We start from the raw sequence: 16,924 nt of genomic DNA, 5'->3' as shown, positions 1-16,924 counted from the left end.
TGGCTTGCGCGAGGGCGCCTAGATAGGCGCCGGCGTGTTCCGATCGTCAGGCGGCTCAGCCGAGACCGACGCGCCGCATCACCTTGCGGGTCAGCGGCTGCAATCGGCGGGGCACCCAATCATTGACGAAATGGTGGCGCTTGACCTGCCAGTCGGTGCGATCATGCGTTCCGGGGCGCGGACGGAAGACGGTGGTGCGTTCGGGCACCGCCCCGGCGCCATCCGGGAAGGCCGTGTAATAATAAAGCGCGATCGAGCGGCGGGCGCGATCGGGCGGGCAGGCCAATGGCTCCGGGTGGCCGTGAAAACTGTCGAGCGCGGTGTTGAACAGCACGGCGCGGCCAAGCAGCGGCGCCACCGAATGCTGGCGGGCCTTCATCTCCTTGTCCCACAGCTCGAGGTTGCCGCCATATTCCTCCGGCCAGTCTTCATTCAGATAGATCAGCAGGTTGAGCCGCCGCTCGACTTGCATCCGGCCGTGAATGTTGAAATCGGCATGCACCGACAGATGGCCGCCGGTGCGAATCTCGTGAAGGCCGCCGCCGAGATAATAGGGATCGGGAATCAGGCCTTTGATCCCTGAAATCGCCTCGACGAAGCGGATGAAGGCATCGCTGTTGAGCTCCGCCAGCAGGTTGCGCACCAGCCCGCTTTCGACGGTGTTGGGATGGAACTGATATTTCAGCCGTTCCTGATCGCGGTTGAAATGGTTGCGCCCCGTGGTCGACGGAAATTCGCTGAGCACCCGGCGGAGCAGCCCGGCATCGAGGAAATCGTCGATCACCGCATGGGGAAAGGGGTTGGCCGCAGCATAAGCCGCGGCGCGCGCTTCGCCCGCTGCCTGGCATTCGTCCGCATCGAAATGAAGATAATTACCAACTTCACGTACCGTCAGGACAGGCATCTGGCATTGCCTCCGTCACGCTTCGCGACCCTTGGTGGTATAAAGCAACCGGCCGCTGGCCGAAATGGCCCGGCTGCATCGATCGACGCGATGGGGGCGCCTGCCTCAGCCTTCACACATGTCGGCGACATGGCGGCCGCTGGACCGAACGACCATCTTCATCGCGCCGGCACCTTGCGCGCCTTCGCCGGTCATGGTCATCGTCAGATCATAAGCGTCGGCATCGTAGTTGCCGGCCATCGCCATTCGCATCGGCCCGCTCTGGCCCTGGCCTGCGTCGCAGACGATGACGGCGTCGAGCTTGCCGCCCGCCATGTCGAACTTCTCCGACTTGCAATTGCCGCTCTTGACGTCGGGATGGGCGAAGAAGTCGGCCGGCGGGCGCTCGGCCTGTTCGGGCGTCACGCAATTCTTGAAATTGGTTTTGCGGCCGATATTCGATTTCAGCATCGCGGGATCGACGCCGCTGATCTCCATCGAGACGATTTCGGTCGTCGCATCCCAAGCCCCGGCCTTGATCCGCACCTGATCGACCACGGTGGGCGCCGGGCTCGCCTCCGCTGCCTCTTCGGCTTTCTTGTCGGTGGCCTTGCCGCAGGCGGCGAGCGCAAGCAGCGAAACGAGAATCAGCGTGCGAGAATGGATCCGAGAGTTCATCGAGGTGCCCCCACGATTGCGAACGAAGCGGCAACATCCCATATTCGACGGCGATGGCAATCCAGATTCGCACCAGCCTGGCCGAACCGGAAACCGGCGACAGCTTCGTTCCCCACCGGCCCGAGCGGCCGCCCAAGGCGGAAGGTGGCAAGCCGTTCAAACTGGTTTCGGACTATCAGCCTTCGGGCGACCAGCCCGGCGCGATCGCGGAACTGGTGGAACAGGCGCAGGCGGGCGAGCGCGATCAGGTGCTGCTGGGCGTCACCGGTTCGGGCAAGACCTTCACCATGGCCAAGGTGGTCGAGGCGCTGCAGCGCCCCGCCTTGGTGCTGGCGCCGAACAAGATCCTGGCCGCCCAGCTTTATGGCGAGTTCAAGAGCTTCTTCCCCGACAATGCGGTCGAGTTCTTCGTTAGCTATTATGATTATTACCAGCCCGAGGCCTATGTGCCACGGACCGACACCTACATAGAAAAGGAATCGTCGATCAACGAGGCGATCGACCGGATGCGCCATTCGGCCACCCGATCGCTGCTGGAGCGCGACGATGTGCTGATCGTCGCGTCGGTTTCGTGCCTCTATGGCATCGGATCGGTCGAGACCTATTCGGCGATGATCTTCGACCTGAAGAAAGGTCAGACGGTCGACCAGCGCGAGATCATCCGCAAGCTGGTGGCGCTGCAGTATAAGCGCAATGATCAGGCCTTCACCCGCGGCACGTTTCGCGTGCGCGGCGACAATCTGGAGATCTTCCCGTCGCATTATGAGGATTCGGCCTGGCGGATCGGTTTTTTCGGCGACGAGATCGAGGAGATCACCGAGTTCGACCCGCTGACCGGCAAGAAGGCGGCGTCGCTCGATTCGATCCGCGTCTATGCCAACAGCCATTATGTGACGCCGGGGCCGACCCTGAAGCAGGCGAGCGAGGCGATCCGCCACGAGCTGGGCGAGCGGCTGAAGGAATTGCAGACCGAGGGCAAGTTGCTGGAGGCGCAGCGGCTGGAGCAGCGGACGAATTTCGACCTGGAGATGATCGCGGCGACCGGAAGCTGCGCGGGCATCGAAAATTACAGCCGCTTTCTGACCGGCCGCCTTCCGGGTGAGCCACCGCCGACGCTGTTCGAATATCTGCCTGAAAATGCGCTGTTGTTCGTCGATGAAAGCCACCAGACGGTGCCCCAGGTCGGCGGCATGGCGCGGGGCGATCATCGGCGGAAGATCACGCTGGCCGAATATGGCTTCCGCCTGCCGAGCTGCATCGACAACCGGCCGCTGCGCTTCAACGAATGGGATGCGATGCGCCCGCAGACGGTGTGCGTTTCGGCGACGCCGGGTTCGTGGGAGATGGAGCAGACCGGCGGCGTCTTCGTCGAACAGGTGATCCGCCCGACCGGGCTGATTGACCCGCCGGTGGAAGTGCGGCCGGTGGAAGACCAGGTGGACGATCTGGTGCGCGAATGCCGCGCGGTGGCCGAACAGGGCTATCGCGCGCTGGTGACGACGCTGACCAAGCGGATGGCGGAGGACCTGACCGAATATCTGCACGAGGCGGGGCTGAAGGTCCGCTACATGCATAGCGACGTCGAGACGCTGGAGCGCATCGAACTGATCCGCGACCTGCGCCTTGGCGTCTATGACATTTTGGTCGGCATCAACCTGCTGCGCGAAGGCCTCGACATTCCCGAATGCGGGCTGGTGGCGATCCTCGATGCCGACAAGGAAGGCTTCCTGCGATCGGAAACCTCGCTGATTCAGACGATCGGTCGTGCGGCGCGCAACGCCGAGGGCAAGGTGATCCTCTATGCCGACCGGATCACCGGATCGATGGAACGCGCCATGGCGGAAACCCAGCGCCGCCGCGAAAAGCAGGTCGAATATAATATAGCGCACGGCATCACGCCGGAGAGCGTGAAGCGCGCGGTGGCGGACATTGTCGGCCATCTGGCGTCGAAGGACCAGGTGACGGTCGACACCGGCATCGAGGATCGGCCCCACATGGTCGGCCATAATCTGCGCGGCTATATCGAGGAACTGGAGGGCCGGATGCGCAAGGCCGCCGCCGACCTGGAGTTCGAGGAAGCCGGCCGGCTGCGCGACGAGATTCGCCGGCTCGAGCAGCAGGAACTGGGCCTGCCGGTCGAGGAGCATCGTGCGCCGATCAGGGGGCATTCGACCGAGGGCAAGCCGGGCACGCGCAAGACCCGCTTCGGCAAGACGCAGCGCAAGTTCGGCGGGCGGCGCTAGCGCACGGAAATCGCGGAACCGCAGGCGATCTGAGGCATTATCATCGGGAGGTCATTGGGACTGGCCTGCCGATGCTTTCGAAATATCTCATCCTTGGCATGCTGGGCTGCCTGTGCGGCGGCACCGCGCTGGCGGCGCCTGCCACGCCCGCCAGCCCGTCACGGCCATCCGCGCGTTCGGTGGTGATCAGCGAACGCTGGAAATCGCCGGTGGAAAGCGAATCGGTGGCCGAGGCGGCGCGATCGCGCTGGATGCTGGGCGAACTGGCCGACAGCTATGCCGATGACCGCAATGGCCTGCGCTGGCGCCTGCAAGGGCCCAAGGTGAAGGTGCGGATGCCGCTCAGCCTGCACTGAGCGGCCATCGCTTCATTCCGATTCCTCGGGGGCCAGCCATTCGAGACGGAGCGTGCCGGCCGATCCGCTGCGGCGGGCATCCACCTTGCGGGTTTTCAACTCATCGAGAACCACATCGGCCTGCGCGGTCGTGCCGCCGGCCACGCCGATCGGCACGCGAATGCGCGCTTGCGCCCAGGCGGCGGTGTCGAGCGCGGCGGCATCGGGCACGTCATCGGTGAAGCGCACGGACGGCAGCGGCGCGGCCGGCGGGATCAGCGTGACCGACCAGCCCGTCATATTGGCGGCGGCGCGTTGTTCGAGCAGGCGATAGGCCGCCATCGTGGCGCCGGGAAGCGGCGTCGCGGCGACGATGACGCGGCGATTGGTGCGATCGAGCGTCACCTGTTCCTTCGACGCGCCGGTCGCCACCGACAGGCGTTCGAGCAGGGTGGCGACCTGGCTTTCCTGCACCCGGCTGAGTTCACCGGCCTGCGCGGCGGCAAGCTCCGCCGTTTCGGCGTCGCGCGCGGCGGAGCCGATGCGGACCTGATAGATTTCGACATTCACCGGCCGTTCGAGCTGGCGGCTAAGTTCGGCGATGGCCTTGGCATTGGCGTTGGCGACGAGCGCCGGGGTCAGCACCTCGGCGCGGACGGTGAGCGGTTCGGCGGCATAATCCACGTCGATGTCGGACAGCCGGGCATTGCCGGCGAACTGGGCGCGGACGACATCGCGGGCCTGGCGGGCGGCCAGCGTTTCCCACGCGATCTGGCGCAGGGTGAGCGCGAGCGGCACCGACAGGATGACGAGCGTCGCGATCAGCAATGCACCCTGCCAGCGTGACTGGCTGGGCGAGAGGTGCGAGGCGAAGCCGTAGAGCCGGGCCATCAGCGTGGCGGAGAGCGCGATGGTGATGAGGTTGGTGATGAACAGCAGCAGCGCGCCGCCGAAGACCGCGCTGTTCCACGTCGCGAGGCCGAATCCGACGACGGCGAGCGGCGGCATCAAGGCGGTGGCGATGGCGACGCCGACGATCGTGCCGCTCTTGCCCCGGATCATCGCATAGCTGCCCGCCAGCGCGGAGAAGAGCGCGACGAGCAGATCGAACAGATTGGGCCGGGTGCGGGCCGCGATTTCGGACGTGACCGTCTGGATCGGCGAGACCGCGACGATCAGCGCGGTGAACAGCACGGCGATCACCGCGCCGAGCGCGAGTGCGGTGGCCGATCGTTTCAGCTCGTCGAAATCGAACAGAGCCAGCGCGAAGCCGACGCCGATGATCGGCCCCATCAGCGGCGAGATGAGCATGGCGCCGATGACGACGGCCGGCGAGGAGAGCAGCAGGCCTAGCAGCGCGATGCCCGCCGACATCAGGATCATGAACAGATAGCGCGGCGACCAGGCGGACTCTTCATGCACTTTCTGGATCACGTCGACATGATCGACGGTGGCGATGGCGTGATGCTGCCACCACCGGCGGATGCCGTGCGCGTTCGTCTTTTTCGCCGTCTCCATCCCCATTTCGGAGGCTCTTGGTGCCATTTTCATACTCTCAAGGTTCAAAACAGGGCCGTCATGGTCTACCCCAATTCGCACCGATTGCCGACGAGGAGCGACAGTGACCAAGGCCGCCGAACGCCGGGGTGCGAATTCCGCGCTGCGTGATTTCCTGAAATCCGAGGCATCGGGCGGCATATTGCTGATGATCGCCGCCGCACTGGCGATGATCGTGGCCAACAGCCCGCTCGCGGAAGCCTATTTTCATTTCCTCCACATGGAAACCGGGCCGGTCCTGACGCCGAAGCTGGGGCCGATGACGGTGCATCTCTGGATCAACGATGCGCTGATGGCGCTGTTTTTCCTGCTCGTCGGGCTGGAGATCAAGCGCGAATTCGTCGACGGGCATCTGGCGACCTGGAAGGATCGCGGCCTGCCGATCGTGGCGGCGGCGGGCGGCATGATCGTGCCGGCGATGGTCTATCTGGCCGTCACCCGCGATGCGCCGGGGCTCGCCCGTGGCTGGGCGATCCCGTCCGCCACCGACATCGCCTTCGCGATCGGCGTGCTCGCCTTGCTGGGCAGCCGGGCGCCGGCGTCGCTCAAGCTGTTCCTGACGACGGTGGCCATCGTCGACGACATGGGCGCGGTGGCGATCATCGCGCTTGCCTATACCGCCAGCATCGGCGGGCCGGCGTTGCTGGCGGCGGGCGTGCTGTGGGGCACGATGTTCATTCTCAACCGCGCCGGCGTGATCAAATTGTGGCCCTATCTGCTGCTTGCCATCGGCCTGTGGTTCGCGGTGCTGCTGTCGGGCGTTCACGCCACCATCGCCGGCGTGCTGGCGGCGATCGCGATTCCGATCCGCATCACCCCGGCCGCGCCCGATGCTGCCGATTCGCCGCTGCACCGGCTGGAACATGGGCTGCACCCCTGGGTGGCTTATGCGATCGTGCCGCTGTTCGGCTTTGCCAATGCCGGCGTGTCGCTGGCGGGCGTCGGGCTTGAACAATTGCTGGCGCCGTTGCCGGCAGGCGTGGCGCTGGGCCTCGTCCTTGGTAAGCAGATCGGCATTTTCGCGAGCGTGCGGATCGCGGTCGCGCTCGGCATCGGGGAACGGCCGGCGGGCGCCACCTGGCTGCAGGTCTATGGCGTCGCGCTCTTGTGCGGCATCGGCTTCACCATGAGCCTGTTCATCGGCGGGCTGGCCTTTGCCGATCCGCAACTGGTGGACGAGGTGAAGATCGGCGTCCTCGGCGGATCGCTGGTTTCGGCATTCGCCGGATATTTGTTGCTACGCGTCGCACCAAGATATCGAACTACAAGCCAAAATTAAGGATCACGCGGTAAGCTGCCTGCTCCGGTGGAGTAGGCGGGCGACTTTGCGCATCTTGGCGGTGATCCATGAACAACGGAGCGAGGATGCGCGCAGCGATGCGCGTCGCCCGGTGGACCTGAATGCCAGCCTGCGCATGGCCGGGATGAAGGGGATCGGCTGCGTCGTCTCCAACATCTCGATCGCCGGTTTCATGGCCAAAAGCTATGCGCCCGTGCAGCCGGGTAGCCTGATCTGGCTGCGCGTGCCGGGCTTTGCCGCGCTTTCCGCGCGGGTGGTGTGGTGCGACGATGGGCGAATCGGCTGCCAGTTCGAAACACCGATCACGCCGGAAACGCTGGTCCGCATCGTCGCCGAGGCGCCGAATCTGCACTGACGATCAGCGCATGGGCGATCGGTGCTGGCGACCGCGTGGATCGCCGGCAGGCCCGCGAGGCCAAAGAAAAAGGGCGGCCCTTGCGGACCGCCCTCATTCTGTTTCGCTTCAGGGCGATCAGAGCTTCGACGTAAGCTCCGGCACGACCTTGAAGAGATCGCCGACGAGGCCGATGTCCGCGACCTGGAAGATCGGGGCGTCTTCGTCCTTGTTGATGGCGATGATCGTCTTCGAATCCTTCATGCCGGCAAGGTGCTGGATCGCACCCGAGATACCGACCGCGATATAGACTTCCGGAGCGACGATCTTGCCGGTCTGGCCGACCTGATAGTCGTTGGGCACATAGCCCGCATCGACCGCGGCGCGGCTGGCGCCGACGCCCGCGCCGAGCTTGTCGGCCAGCGGTTCGATGATGGTGTGGAAGTTTTCGCTGTTCTGGAGCGCACGGCCGCCCGACACGATGATCTTGGCCGAGGTGAGTTCCGGACGCTCCGACTTGGAGATCTCGGCGCCGACGAAGCTCGACAGGCCGGCATCGCCCTTGCCCGAAACGGCTTCAACCGAGGCCGAACCGCCGTCCGTCGCCGCCTTTTCGAAGGCGGTGCCGCGCACGGTGATGACCTTCTTGGCATCCGACGACTGCACCTTGGCGATCGCGTTGCCGGCGTAGATCGGCCGGGTGAAGGTGTCGGCCGATTCGACCGACAGGATGTCGGAGATCTGCATGACATCGAGCAACGCGGCGACGCGCGGCGCGATGTTCTTGCCGTTGGACGTGGCGGGCGCGACGAACGCGTCATAGTTCGCCATCAGATCGACGACGAGCGGGGCGACGTTTTCGGCGAGCGCGTGGCCATAGGCCGCGTCGTCGGCGAGCAGCACCTTGGCGACGCCCGCGATCTTGGCGGCGGCGTCGGCCGCAGCCTGCGCGCCGGCGCCGGCGACGAGCGCGTGGACTTCGCCCAGCTTGCCGGCGGCCGTGACGGCGGCCAGCGTCGCATCCTTCACGGACGCATTGTCATGTTCGACGAGGACCAGAACGCTCATGCCGCAACTCCCAGCGCCTTGAGCTTGGCGACAAGCTCGTCAACATCCGCAACCTTCACGCCCGCGGTCCGCTTCGGCGGCTCGGAGACGTTGAGGGTCTTGAGGCGCGGCGTGGTGTCGACGCCATAATCGGCCGGGGTCTTCTGCGCGAGCGGCTTGGACTTGGCCTTCATGATGTTCGGCAGCGACGCATAGCGCGGCTCGTTCAGGCGGAGATCGGTGGTCACGATCGCCGGCGCCTTGAGGCTGACGGTTTCGAGACCGCCGTCGACCTCGCGGGTGACGGTGACGGTGTCGCCGGCGACTTCGAGCTTCGACGCGAAGGTGCCCTGCGGACGGCCGGTGAGGGCCGCCAGCATCTGGCCGGTCTGGTTCGAATCGTCGTCGATCGCCTGCTTGCCGAGGATGACGAGGCCCGGGGCCTCCTCATCGACGATGGCCTTCAGGATCTTGGCGACGGCGAGAGGCTCGACATCGCCCTCGGCGACGACGAGGATCGCCCGGTCCGCGCCCATGGCGAGCGCGGTGCGGAGCGTTTCCTGCGCCTTGGCTTCACCGATCGACACCGCGACGATCTCGGTCGCCACGCCCTTTTCCTTCAGGCGGATGGCTTCCTCGACGGCGATTTCGTCGAACGGGTTCATCGACATCTTGACGTTGGCGAGATCGACGCCGGTGCCGTCCATCTTCACGCGCGGCTTCACGTTGTAGTCGATCACCCGCTTCACGGGCACGAGTACCTTCATGTCCTAATCTCCTTCGGCTGTCCTTGATTTCCCGGGGAGGGCAATCAGGCGGCCTTCTTCACCTGCGCCACGATCTTCTTCGCGGCATCGCCGAGATCGTCGGCCGGCACGATCGGCAGGCCGCTATTGGCGAGGATGTCCTTGCCCTGCTGGACGTTGGTGCCTTCGAGGCGGACGACCAGCGGAACCGAGAGGTTCACTTCCTTGGCGGCCGCGACGATGCCATCGGCAATGATGTCGCAGCGCATGATGCCGCCGAAGATGTTGACGAGAATGCCTTCGACCGCCGGATCGCTGAGGATCAGCTTGAACGCCGCCGTGACCTTCTCCTTCGTGGCGCCGCCGCCGACGTCGAGGAAGTTCGCCGGGAAGGCGCCGTTGAGCTTGATGATGTCCATCGTCGCCATGGCGAGGCCGGCGCCGTTGACCATGCAGCCGATGTTGCCGTCGAGCTTGATGTAGGCGAGATCATGCTTCGAGGCTTCGACCTCGGCGGGATCTTCCTCGGTCTCGTCGCGCAGCGCCAGGATGTCCGGGTGACGGAACAGCGCGTTCGAATCGAAGCTGACCTTGGCGTCGAGGACGAGCAGCTTGCCGTCGGTGGTTTCGATCAGCGGGTTGATCTCGAGCATCGACATGTCGGTCGAGGTGAAGGCGGTGTAGAGCTGCTGGGCGAGCTTCACGGCCTGCTTGTTGAGATCGCCCTTGAGCTTGAGCGCGAAGGCGACGGCGCGGCCGTGGTGCGGCTGGAAGCCTTCGGCCGGGTCGATGGTGATGGTGCGGATCTTCTCGGGCGTCGAGTGGGCGACTTCTTCGATGTCCATGCCGCCTTCGGTCGACACGATCATGGCGATCCGGCCGGTCTGACGATCGACCAGCATCGACAGGTAATATTCCTTGGCGATGTCGGCGCCGTCGGTGATGTAGAGGCGGTTCACCTGCTTGCCGGCTTCACCCGTCTGGATGGTGACGAGCGTGTTGCCGAGCATGTCGGTGGCGTTGGCGCGCACTTCGTCGAGCGTCTTGGACAGGCGGACGCCGCCCTTGGCTTCCGGCGCGAGTTCCTTGAACTTGCCCTTGCCGCGACCACCGGCGTGGATCTGGGCCTTCACGACATAAAGCGGCCCGGGCAGCTTGCCGGCGGCGGCAACCGCCTCGTCAACGGTGAGGGCTGCATGGCCCGCGGGAATCGCGACGCCGAACTTCGCCAGCAGTTCCTTGGCCTGATATTCGTGGATGTTCATGACGCTCCCAGCCTGATCCGGTTCAAAATCCGCCGGCCTAAAGCATGAAAGTGTCGCGAATGAAAGCCCACAGGCGTGCTTGCTGGCGCAAAGATGGGGCGATTAGCCTGCTATCGCGCAGCCGAGGCCGGCCCGGCTGACCACCGAGAAGATCTCCGGATCCTGCAAGGCACGGAGTTGGTAGAGAAACTGATCGACGGTCATCCCGCCCACATCCTTCTCCGGCAGCTTCGCCAGCGATTGCAGGCGCCTGAGCTGGGTGATCGACAGGCGATCCACCATCCGTTCGGCCATGCAGGAGGCGACCGGCGGCGCGATGCCGGCATCGATCAGCGAGGTGCGGACCTTGGCTTCGGGCGTGACGGAAGCGCAGCCGGCAAGCGGCAGCGCGCAGGCGAGGAGCCAGGGAAAAATTCTCATCGTGGTGCTTTGTGTCCGATTCGATGAACCCGGGCTGAGCGGATTATTCGCCGAGCAGCCGGGTGACATGGCCCATCTTGCGGCCCGGGCGGGGATCGCCCTTGCCATAAAGGTGCAGGTGCGCGGTGGGATCGGCGAGGATGGCGGCCCAGTCGTCCGCCTGCGTGCCGATCAGGTTGCGCATTTCGACTCGCGGCGCGGCGCGCGCGGTCGATCCCAGCGGCAGGCCGCAGATCGCCCGGACGTGATTCTCGAACTGGCAGGTCACCGCGCCCTCGATCGTCCAGTGACCGCTATTGTGGACGCGCGGGGCCATCTCGTTGAACACGGGGCCGGCTGCGGTGGCGAAATATTCGACGGTCAGCACGCCGACATAATCGAGCGCGTCGGCCACCGCGCGGGTCATCTCGATCGCTTCGGCCGCCTGCGCCGCGATCAGCGCGCCCGCGGGAACGGTGGAGGTGGCGAGGATGCCGTTTTCATGAACATTGTCCGGCACGTCCCAGGTGGCGAAGCCGCCATCATGGCCCCGCACCGCGATCACCGAAAATTCGCGATCGAAGCGGATGAAGCCTTCGAGCACCGCCGGACGGCCGCCGATCGCTTCCCAGGCGGCCTCGGCATCGTCCGCCGACTGGAGCCGGGCCTGGCCCTTGCCGTCATAGCCGAAGCGGCGCGTCTTCAGGATGGCGGGCGCGCCGAGTTCGGCAATCGCGGCGCGAAGCCCGGCAAGATCGTCGACCGCGCGATAGGGGGCGGGCCGGAGCCCGAGCCGCGCGACGAAATCCTTTTCGGTCAGCCGGTCCTGCGCGACTTCCAGCGCCGCCAGATTGGGGTGCAGCCGCTGCGACAGCATGCGGAGCGGCGCCACCGGCACATTTTCGAATTCATAGGTGACGACATCGACCGAGGCGGCGAAATCCGCCAGCGCGACCGAATCGTCATAGCTGCCCTGCGTCCACCCCGCCGTGACGTCGCCCGCCGGGCCGCTGGCCTCGGGCGCGTAGATATAGGAGCGATAGCCGAGTCGCGCCGCCGCCATGGCGAGCATCCGGCCAAGCTGGCCGCCGCCGACGATGCCGATACGCGATCCGGGGGGGACGATCATCGGGTCTGCTTCACTCCGGGGTTTCGGCGACGTCGGCGGTCTGCTTCGCGCGCCAGGCATCGAGCCGGGCGGCGAGCGCGTCGTCGGTCGTCGCGAGAATGGCGGCGGCGAACAAAGCCGCGTTGACGGCACCGGCGCGGCCGATGGCGAGCGTGCCGACGGGGATGCCGGCCGGCATTTGGACGATCGACAACAGGCTATCCATGCCGCTCAACGCCTTGGATTCGACCGGCACACCGAGCACCGGCAGCCGCGTCATCGACGCCGCCATGCCGGGCAGGTGCGCGGCACCGCCGGCGCCGGCGATGATCGCCTTGAGCCCGCGGTCGGCCGCCGACTTGGCATAATCATATAGCCGGTCGGGCGTGCGGTGGGCGGAGACGACCTTGCACTCGTGCGCGACGCCCAACGCTTCCAGCGTTTCGGCGGCGTTGCGCATCGTTTCCCAATCGGAACGGGACCCCATGATGATCCCGATCAACGGCCCGGTGTCGGCCATGTCGTCTCCCCGGCAAAGCGCGGCCTTTAAGGAATCGCCGCGCTTTGCGCAATGAAGTCGGTGCGCTCAGCGTTCCGACAGATAATAGCGGTCCTTCGCGCTCAGATCGTCGGCGAGCTCGTAGACGATCGGCTGGCCGGTCGGGATTTCAAGCTCGGTGATCTCGCTGTCGGGGATGTTCGACAGGTGCTTGACGAGCGCGCGCAGCGAATTGCCATGCGCCGAGATCACGACGCGCTGGCCGCTCGTCAGCGCCGGGGCGATGCGGGCATCCCAATAAGGCAGCACGCGCGCGATCGTGTCCTTCAGGCTTTCGGTCTGCGGGATGGCGATCCCGGCATAGCGGCGATCCTGCGACAGATCCCACTCGCTGCCCGCTTCCAGCGGCGGCGGCGGAACATCGAACGAGCGGCGCCAGATCTTGACCTGGGCATCGCCATGCTTGGCGGCGGTCTCCGCCTTGTTGAGGCCGGTCAGCCCGCCATAATGGCGTTCGTTGAGCCGCCAGTCCTTTTCGACCGGAAGCCACAGCCGGCCCATCGCCTCAAGCGCCAGATTCAGCGTCTTGATCGCGCGGGTCTGCAAGCTGGTGAAGGCCATGTCGAAATCGAGGCCCTTGGCGGCCATCAGCTCGCCCGCGGCCTTGGCTTCGGCGATGCCCTGTTCGGTCAGGTTGACATCCCACCAGCCGGTGAAGCGGTTTTCGAGGTTCCAGGCCGACTGGCCGTGGCGGATCAGGACAAGCGTGGGCATGGGGTCTCCTGTGCGGGTGTCGGGGGCCTCTTAGCGTCCATTTCGCGAGTCTCAACATTGTCATGCGCTGGCGCGACATGCGATGCGCGCATGATCGACGGAGGAAAGACGCAGATGACCATCCAGACGCGGCCCCTGATCTATGATGCGCCCGGCGGCACGTTCGAAGGCGTGATCGCATGGGATGACGCGGCCACCGGCCCGCGCCCCGGCGTGCTCGTGTCGCACAACTGGATGGGGCAGGATGATTTCGACACGGGCAAGGCAATCGCGCTCGCCGAGCTCGGCTATGTCGGCTTTGCGATCGATCTCTATGGCCAGGGCCGGCGCGCGACCAATACCGACGAGGCGATGGCGTTGGCGGGGGAGCTGGGCAGCGATCGTGCCGTGCTGCAGGCGCGGATCAACCGGACGCTCGAATTGCTGCGGGGCTTGCCCGAAGTGGATGCCGGCCGCACCGCGGCGATCGGCTTCTGCCTTGGCGGCAAGTGCGTGCTCGATCTCGCGCGGTCGGGCGCGGATGTGGATGGCGTCGTCAGCTTCCATGGCGTGTTCGATGCACCGCCCTTCGCCAACAAGCCGATCAGCGCCAAGGTGCTGGTGCTCCACGGCTTCGAGGATCCGCTGGCGACCCCCGACCAGACGGTCGCGCTTGGCCGCGAGCTGACCGACGCCGGAGCCGACTGGCAGATTCACATGTACGGCAACACCAGCCACGCCTTCACCGCGCCGGGCGCGAACAATCCCGACTTCGGCCTGCTTTATGATGCGAAGGCGGATCGGCGATCCTGGCAGGCGATGCGTAATTTCCTCGACGAATTGTGGGGCTAGCGCCGGGCGCTGCGCCGGTTCTATAGCGGAGCATGGTTCGCTTTTCGTTCTGCGGCGTGGAGATGGCGGCGCAGGCCCATGGCGCACTGCTGCTGCCGGCGCGCCGCGCGCTGCTCGTCGCCGATCTCCATCTGGAGAAAGCGAGCTGGTTCGCGGCCGGCGGGCAGATGCTGCCGCCTTATGATTCGATCGCGACGCTGGCCGATCTGGCCCGTGTCGCCGAACAGACCCGCGCGGCCGAGATCTGGTGCCTGGGCGACAGCTTTCATGATTCGGCGGGCTGCGATCGATTGCCGGAGCAAGCGGAGGCGATGTTACGGGCGTTGACCGGGCGCACGCGCTGGACCTGGATCACCGGCAACCATGATGCGGGTCTGGTCGATCGCTGCGGTGGCGCGGTGGTGCGCGAGGCGGAGGTGGACGGGCTGATCCTGCGGCACGAGGCCGATCCCGCCGATCCGCGACCCGAGCTTTCCGGCCATTTCCATCCGAAATTGCGAATCGCGCTGCGTGGCCGCCAGGTGGCCCGGCGCTGCTTCGTCGCCAGCGCCACCAAGCTGATCCTGCCCGCTTTCGGTGCGCTGACCGGCGGGCTCGATGCGAACCACCCCGAAATCGTCCGGGCGGTTGGCCGCGACGCGCAGGCGCTCGTCCCCCTGGCCGATCGCCTGCTGCGCTTCCCGCTCGCCGCCTGAAGCCGGTCCGCTCAGGGCTGGGCGGTCGGGCGGACGATGATCTCGTTGACGTCGACATTGCCCGGCTGCTCGATGGCGAAGCCGATCGCGCGGGCAATCGCATCCGCCGGGATCGCGATCTGGCGATAGCGATCGATCATCGCGGCGGTATCGGCATCGGTGATGGTGTGCGCGAGTTCGGATTCGGTGGCGCCCGGCGAGATCACGGTGACGCGGATATCGTCATTCTCGACACGCAGACCTTCGGACAGCGCCATCACCGCGAACTTGGTTGCCGAATAGACCGCCGATGTCGGCATCACGCGATGCCCCGCGACCGACGAGACGTTGACGAAATGGCCGTGCCCCTGCGCCTTCATGCGCGGCAGCGTGGCGGCGATGCCGCTGAGCACGCCCTTGATGTTGACGTCGATCATCCGGTTCCACTCGTCCACTTTGAGCGCGGCGAGCGGCGATAGCGGCATCAGGCCGGCATTGTTGACGAGCACGTCGATATGCCCGTGGGCCTCGATCGCGAAGTCGACGAACGCGGTCATGTCGGCCGGATCGGTCACGTCGAGCGGGCGATAGATGGCCGAGCCGCCGGCGCAGCGAATCTCGGCCGCGATGGTTTCGAGCCGGTCGGCGCGGCGCGCGCCGAGAACGACATGGGCGCCGCGGCCGGCAAGGTGACGGGCGGTCGCTTCGCCAATGCCGCTGCTGGCGCCGGTGATAAGGACGACCTTGTTGGCGATGTCGGACATGGATGGGCATTCCTTGTTTGGAGGGCGGCCCGCTTTGAAGTGGGCCTTGCCTGGGGGGAGCGGGCGTCACGGGACGGGGGCCGCTGCGGCCCTATAAATGCCGGCGCCGATGGCCCGGGCGGTAGCCGGATGCTCCGCCATGATTGCACGATCCTCCGAACCATGGGCCGCGCCCTTTCCGCCATGCGTTGGGCATGGCAGGCCATCATCAAGGAGAATGGCGATGGAAGCTCTCGATCGGCTGGCGTCCCTGATTGAACGATACGCGATCGTGGACGGCACGCATGAGACGGCGATCCCCCGGCTGATGCTGGTCCGGTCGTCCCGGCCGACCGAGCCGGCGCACGCGATTGCCGAACCGGCGCTTTGCCTGGTGGCGCAAGGCCGCAAGGTCGCGATGCTGGGCGACGGTATCTATAGATATGATCGCGCGCGTTATCTGTTGGTGTCGGCGGATCTGCCGCTGATCGGCCATGTCACTGAGGCGAGCGCCGAGCGACCCTATCTATGCGTGCGGCTGGGCCTCGACCGGACGTTGCTGTCGTCCCTGGTGGTCGAGATGGCGGCGGGTGCCCGCCCCGCCCCGACCGGCACGCCCCCCGGATTGATGCTGACCCCGGTTGCCGCAGAGCTCGCCGATGCGGTCGCCCGGCTGGTGGCGCTGCTCGATCGGCCGTCCGACATTCCGATCCTCGCGCCGCTGATCGAACGGGAGGTGCTCTATCGCCTGCTGACCGGCGACCAGCATGAACAGGCGCGCCATATCGCAATGAGCGACGGACGGCTGGCGCAGGTGAATCGGGCGATCGACTGGATCCGCCGCAATTTCGCCGAAGGGTTCCGGATCGAGACGGTGGCGGCCGAAGCCGGCATGAGCGCCTCGTCGCTCCACGAGCATTTCCGTGCCGTCACCGCGATGAGCCCGTTGCAATATCAGAAGCGCATTCGCCTGCAGGAAGCGCGCCGGCTGATTCTGGCCGAAGGGCGCGATGCGGCGCAGGCGGGATTCACCGTCGGCTATGACAGCCCCTCCCAGTTCAGCCGTGAATATGCCCGGCTGTTCGGCGCACCGCCGCTGCGCGATGTCGCCCGGATCAGGAGCGACCCCGATGGGATGCTCGTCGCCTGATCGAATCGTTCACCGCTGATTGATTCGGCTGATTCTGTGGGTGTGATTCTGTGTGCGTGGGGTGTGTGAAAGCGGCTTGGGGAGCGGGTTTGGTGGGGATTGTGGGGTGTTGCGGCGGGGTTTGGGGCAGGTGCTGGCGGGGTTGGGGCGAGGGTTGGCGGGTGGATTGGTTGAGGTCCGGTTAGCGGATAAATTCGTTGTAATTCCGCATGTTGACCATGGATGGCAACAAAAGTGTAAAATGGTTGTTGACGGTGTTGGGCGATCCCCATAGAAGCCCCTTCACCGGCGGCGGTGACACGGTGTTTCCCGGGTCGCTTCCGCGCCTCTCCAGATCGGTAAAACGGTCTCCCTGGGT

Annotated in this window: 18 protein-coding genes; 7 read left to right on the top strand and 11 right to left on the bottom strand. The window is 65.8% G+C overall.

The window, feature by feature from the left end:
• Window positions 1-55: 55 nt before the first annotated feature.
• Both CHB74_RS12515 and CHB74_RS12510 read right to left on the bottom strand, forming a co-directional pair.
• Window positions 56-904, bottom strand: a complete 849-nt coding sequence (locus CHB74_RS12515; RefSeq protein WP_089219960.1) for a 2OG-Fe(II) oxygenase — start codon at window positions 902-904, stop codon at window positions 56-58.
• A 105-nt stretch (window positions 905-1,009) separates the two neighbouring features.
• Complete coding sequence (locus CHB74_RS12510; RefSeq protein WP_245842881.1) at window positions 1,010-1,561, bottom strand: DUF3617 domain-containing protein; 552 nt, start codon at window positions 1,559-1,561, stop codon at window positions 1,010-1,012.
• A gap of 53 nt (window positions 1,562-1,614) precedes the next feature.
• Here CHB74_RS12510 and uvrB point away from each other — a divergent pair, with 53 nt between their 5' ends.
• Window positions 1,615-3,804 carry an excinuclease ABC subunit UvrB gene (gene uvrB, locus CHB74_RS12505; protein WP_089219959.1) on the top strand — a complete coding sequence of 730 codons (2,190 nt, stop codon included), beginning with the start codon at window positions 1,615-1,617 and terminating at the stop codon, window positions 3,802-3,804.
• 71 nt (window positions 3,805-3,875) lie between these two features.
• Window positions 3,876-4,160 (top strand): hypothetical protein, encoded by a 285-nt coding sequence (locus CHB74_RS12500; RefSeq protein ID WP_089219958.1) that lies wholly within the window; start codon window positions 3,876-3,878, stop codon window positions 4,158-4,160.
• A 12-nt stretch (window positions 4,161-4,172) separates the two neighbouring features.
• On the opposite strand, the gene CHB74_RS12495 is transcribed toward CHB74_RS12500, so the two are convergent.
• On the bottom strand, window positions 4,173-5,663 hold the full coding sequence (locus tag CHB74_RS12495) for a DUF389 domain-containing protein (protein ID WP_245842879.1): 1,491 nt from the start codon (window positions 5,661-5,663) through the stop codon (window positions 4,173-4,175).
• A gap of 97 nt (window positions 5,664-5,760) precedes the next feature.
• On the opposite strand from CHB74_RS12495, the gene nhaA reads away from it, so the two are divergent.
• Window positions 5,761-6,975, top strand: coding sequence for a Na+/H+ antiporter NhaA (gene nhaA / locus CHB74_RS12490; protein WP_281253540.1), 1,215 nt, complete (start codon window positions 5,761-5,763; stop codon window positions 6,973-6,975).
• A 46-nt stretch (window positions 6,976-7,021) separates the two neighbouring features.
• Window positions 7,022-7,351: a PilZ domain-containing protein gene (locus tag CHB74_RS12485; protein ID WP_089219956.1), complete on the top strand. Its 330-nt coding sequence runs from the start codon at window positions 7,022-7,024 to the stop codon at window positions 7,349-7,351.
• Between the two features lie 117 nt (window positions 7,352-7,468).
• Here CHB74_RS12485 and CHB74_RS12480 read toward each other — a convergent pair whose 3' ends face one another.
• From CHB74_RS12480 to gpmA, 7 genes are all read right to left on the bottom strand, one after another.
• Window positions 7,469-8,398: an electron transfer flavoprotein subunit alpha/FixB family protein gene (locus tag CHB74_RS12480; RefSeq protein WP_089219955.1), complete on the bottom strand. Its 930-nt coding sequence runs from the start codon at window positions 8,396-8,398 to the stop codon at window positions 7,469-7,471.
• The gene (locus tag CHB74_RS12475) at window positions 8,395-9,144 is read right to left on the bottom strand and encodes an electron transfer flavoprotein subunit beta/FixA family protein (protein WP_089219954.1); all 750 of its coding nucleotides are present in this window, start codon (window positions 9,142-9,144) and stop codon (window positions 8,395-8,397) included. Before CHB74_RS12475 ends, CHB74_RS12480 begins: the two co-directional genes overlap by 4 nt.
• 44 nt (window positions 9,145-9,188) lie before the next feature.
• Window positions 9,189-10,388 (bottom strand): ADP-forming succinate--CoA ligase subunit beta, encoded by a 1,200-nt coding sequence (gene sucC, locus CHB74_RS12470; RefSeq protein WP_089219953.1) that lies wholly within the window; start codon window positions 10,386-10,388, stop codon window positions 9,189-9,191.
• Between the two features lie 102 nt (window positions 10,389-10,490).
• Window positions 10,491-10,808 (bottom strand): hypothetical protein, encoded by a 318-nt coding sequence (locus CHB74_RS12465; protein ID WP_089219952.1) that lies wholly within the window; start codon window positions 10,806-10,808, stop codon window positions 10,491-10,493.
• Window positions 10,809-10,851: 43 nt separating this feature from the next.
• Window positions 10,852-11,916 carry a 5-(carboxyamino)imidazole ribonucleotide synthase gene (locus tag CHB74_RS12460; protein ID WP_089219951.1) on the bottom strand — a complete coding sequence of 355 codons (1,065 nt, stop codon included), beginning with the start codon at window positions 11,914-11,916 and terminating at the stop codon, window positions 10,852-10,854.
• Window positions 11,917-11,926: 10 nt separating this feature from the next.
• Window positions 11,927-12,415, bottom strand: coding sequence for a 5-(carboxyamino)imidazole ribonucleotide mutase (gene purE / locus CHB74_RS12455; protein WP_089219950.1), 489 nt, complete (start codon window positions 12,413-12,415; stop codon window positions 11,927-11,929).
• A 66-nt stretch (window positions 12,416-12,481) separates the two neighbouring features.
• Window positions 12,482-13,168: a 2,3-diphosphoglycerate-dependent phosphoglycerate mutase gene (gene gpmA, locus CHB74_RS12450; RefSeq protein ID WP_089219949.1), complete on the bottom strand. Its 687-nt coding sequence runs from the start codon at window positions 13,166-13,168 to the stop codon at window positions 12,482-12,484.
• A gap of 114 nt (window positions 13,169-13,282) precedes the next feature.
• Here gpmA and CHB74_RS12445 point away from each other — a divergent pair, with 114 nt between their 5' ends.
• Entirely contained in the window at window positions 13,283-13,999 is a 717-nt protein-coding gene (locus CHB74_RS12445; protein WP_089220032.1) for a dienelactone hydrolase family protein, read from the top strand.
• A 32-nt stretch (window positions 14,000-14,031) separates the two neighbouring features.
• Window positions 14,032-14,694 (top strand): ligase-associated DNA damage response endonuclease PdeM, encoded by a 663-nt coding sequence (gene pdeM, locus CHB74_RS12440; protein ID WP_089219948.1) that lies wholly within the window; start codon window positions 14,032-14,034, stop codon window positions 14,692-14,694.
• Between the two features lie 11 nt (window positions 14,695-14,705).
• On the opposite strand, the gene CHB74_RS12435 is transcribed toward pdeM, so the two are convergent.
• Window positions 14,706-15,437, bottom strand: a complete 732-nt coding sequence (locus CHB74_RS12435) for an SDR family oxidoreductase (RefSeq protein ID WP_089219947.1) — start codon at window positions 15,435-15,437, stop codon at window positions 14,706-14,708.
• A gap of 223 nt (window positions 15,438-15,660) precedes the next feature.
• Here CHB74_RS12435 and CHB74_RS12430 point away from each other — a divergent pair, with 223 nt between their 5' ends.
• Window positions 15,661-16,566: an AraC family transcriptional regulator gene (locus CHB74_RS12430; RefSeq protein WP_089220031.1), complete on the top strand. Its 906-nt coding sequence runs from the start codon at window positions 15,661-15,663 to the stop codon at window positions 16,564-16,566.
• Window positions 16,567-16,924: the final 358 nt, after the last annotated feature.

The sequence above is a fragment of the Edaphosphingomonas laterariae genome, from assembly GCF_900188165.1.
Lineage (GTDB): Bacteria > Pseudomonadota > Alphaproteobacteria > Sphingomonadales > Sphingomonadaceae > Sphingomonas_E > Sphingomonas_E laterariae.
Note: the sequence above shows the minus strand (reverse complement) of the source record. Positions and strands in the feature narration are given on the sequence as shown.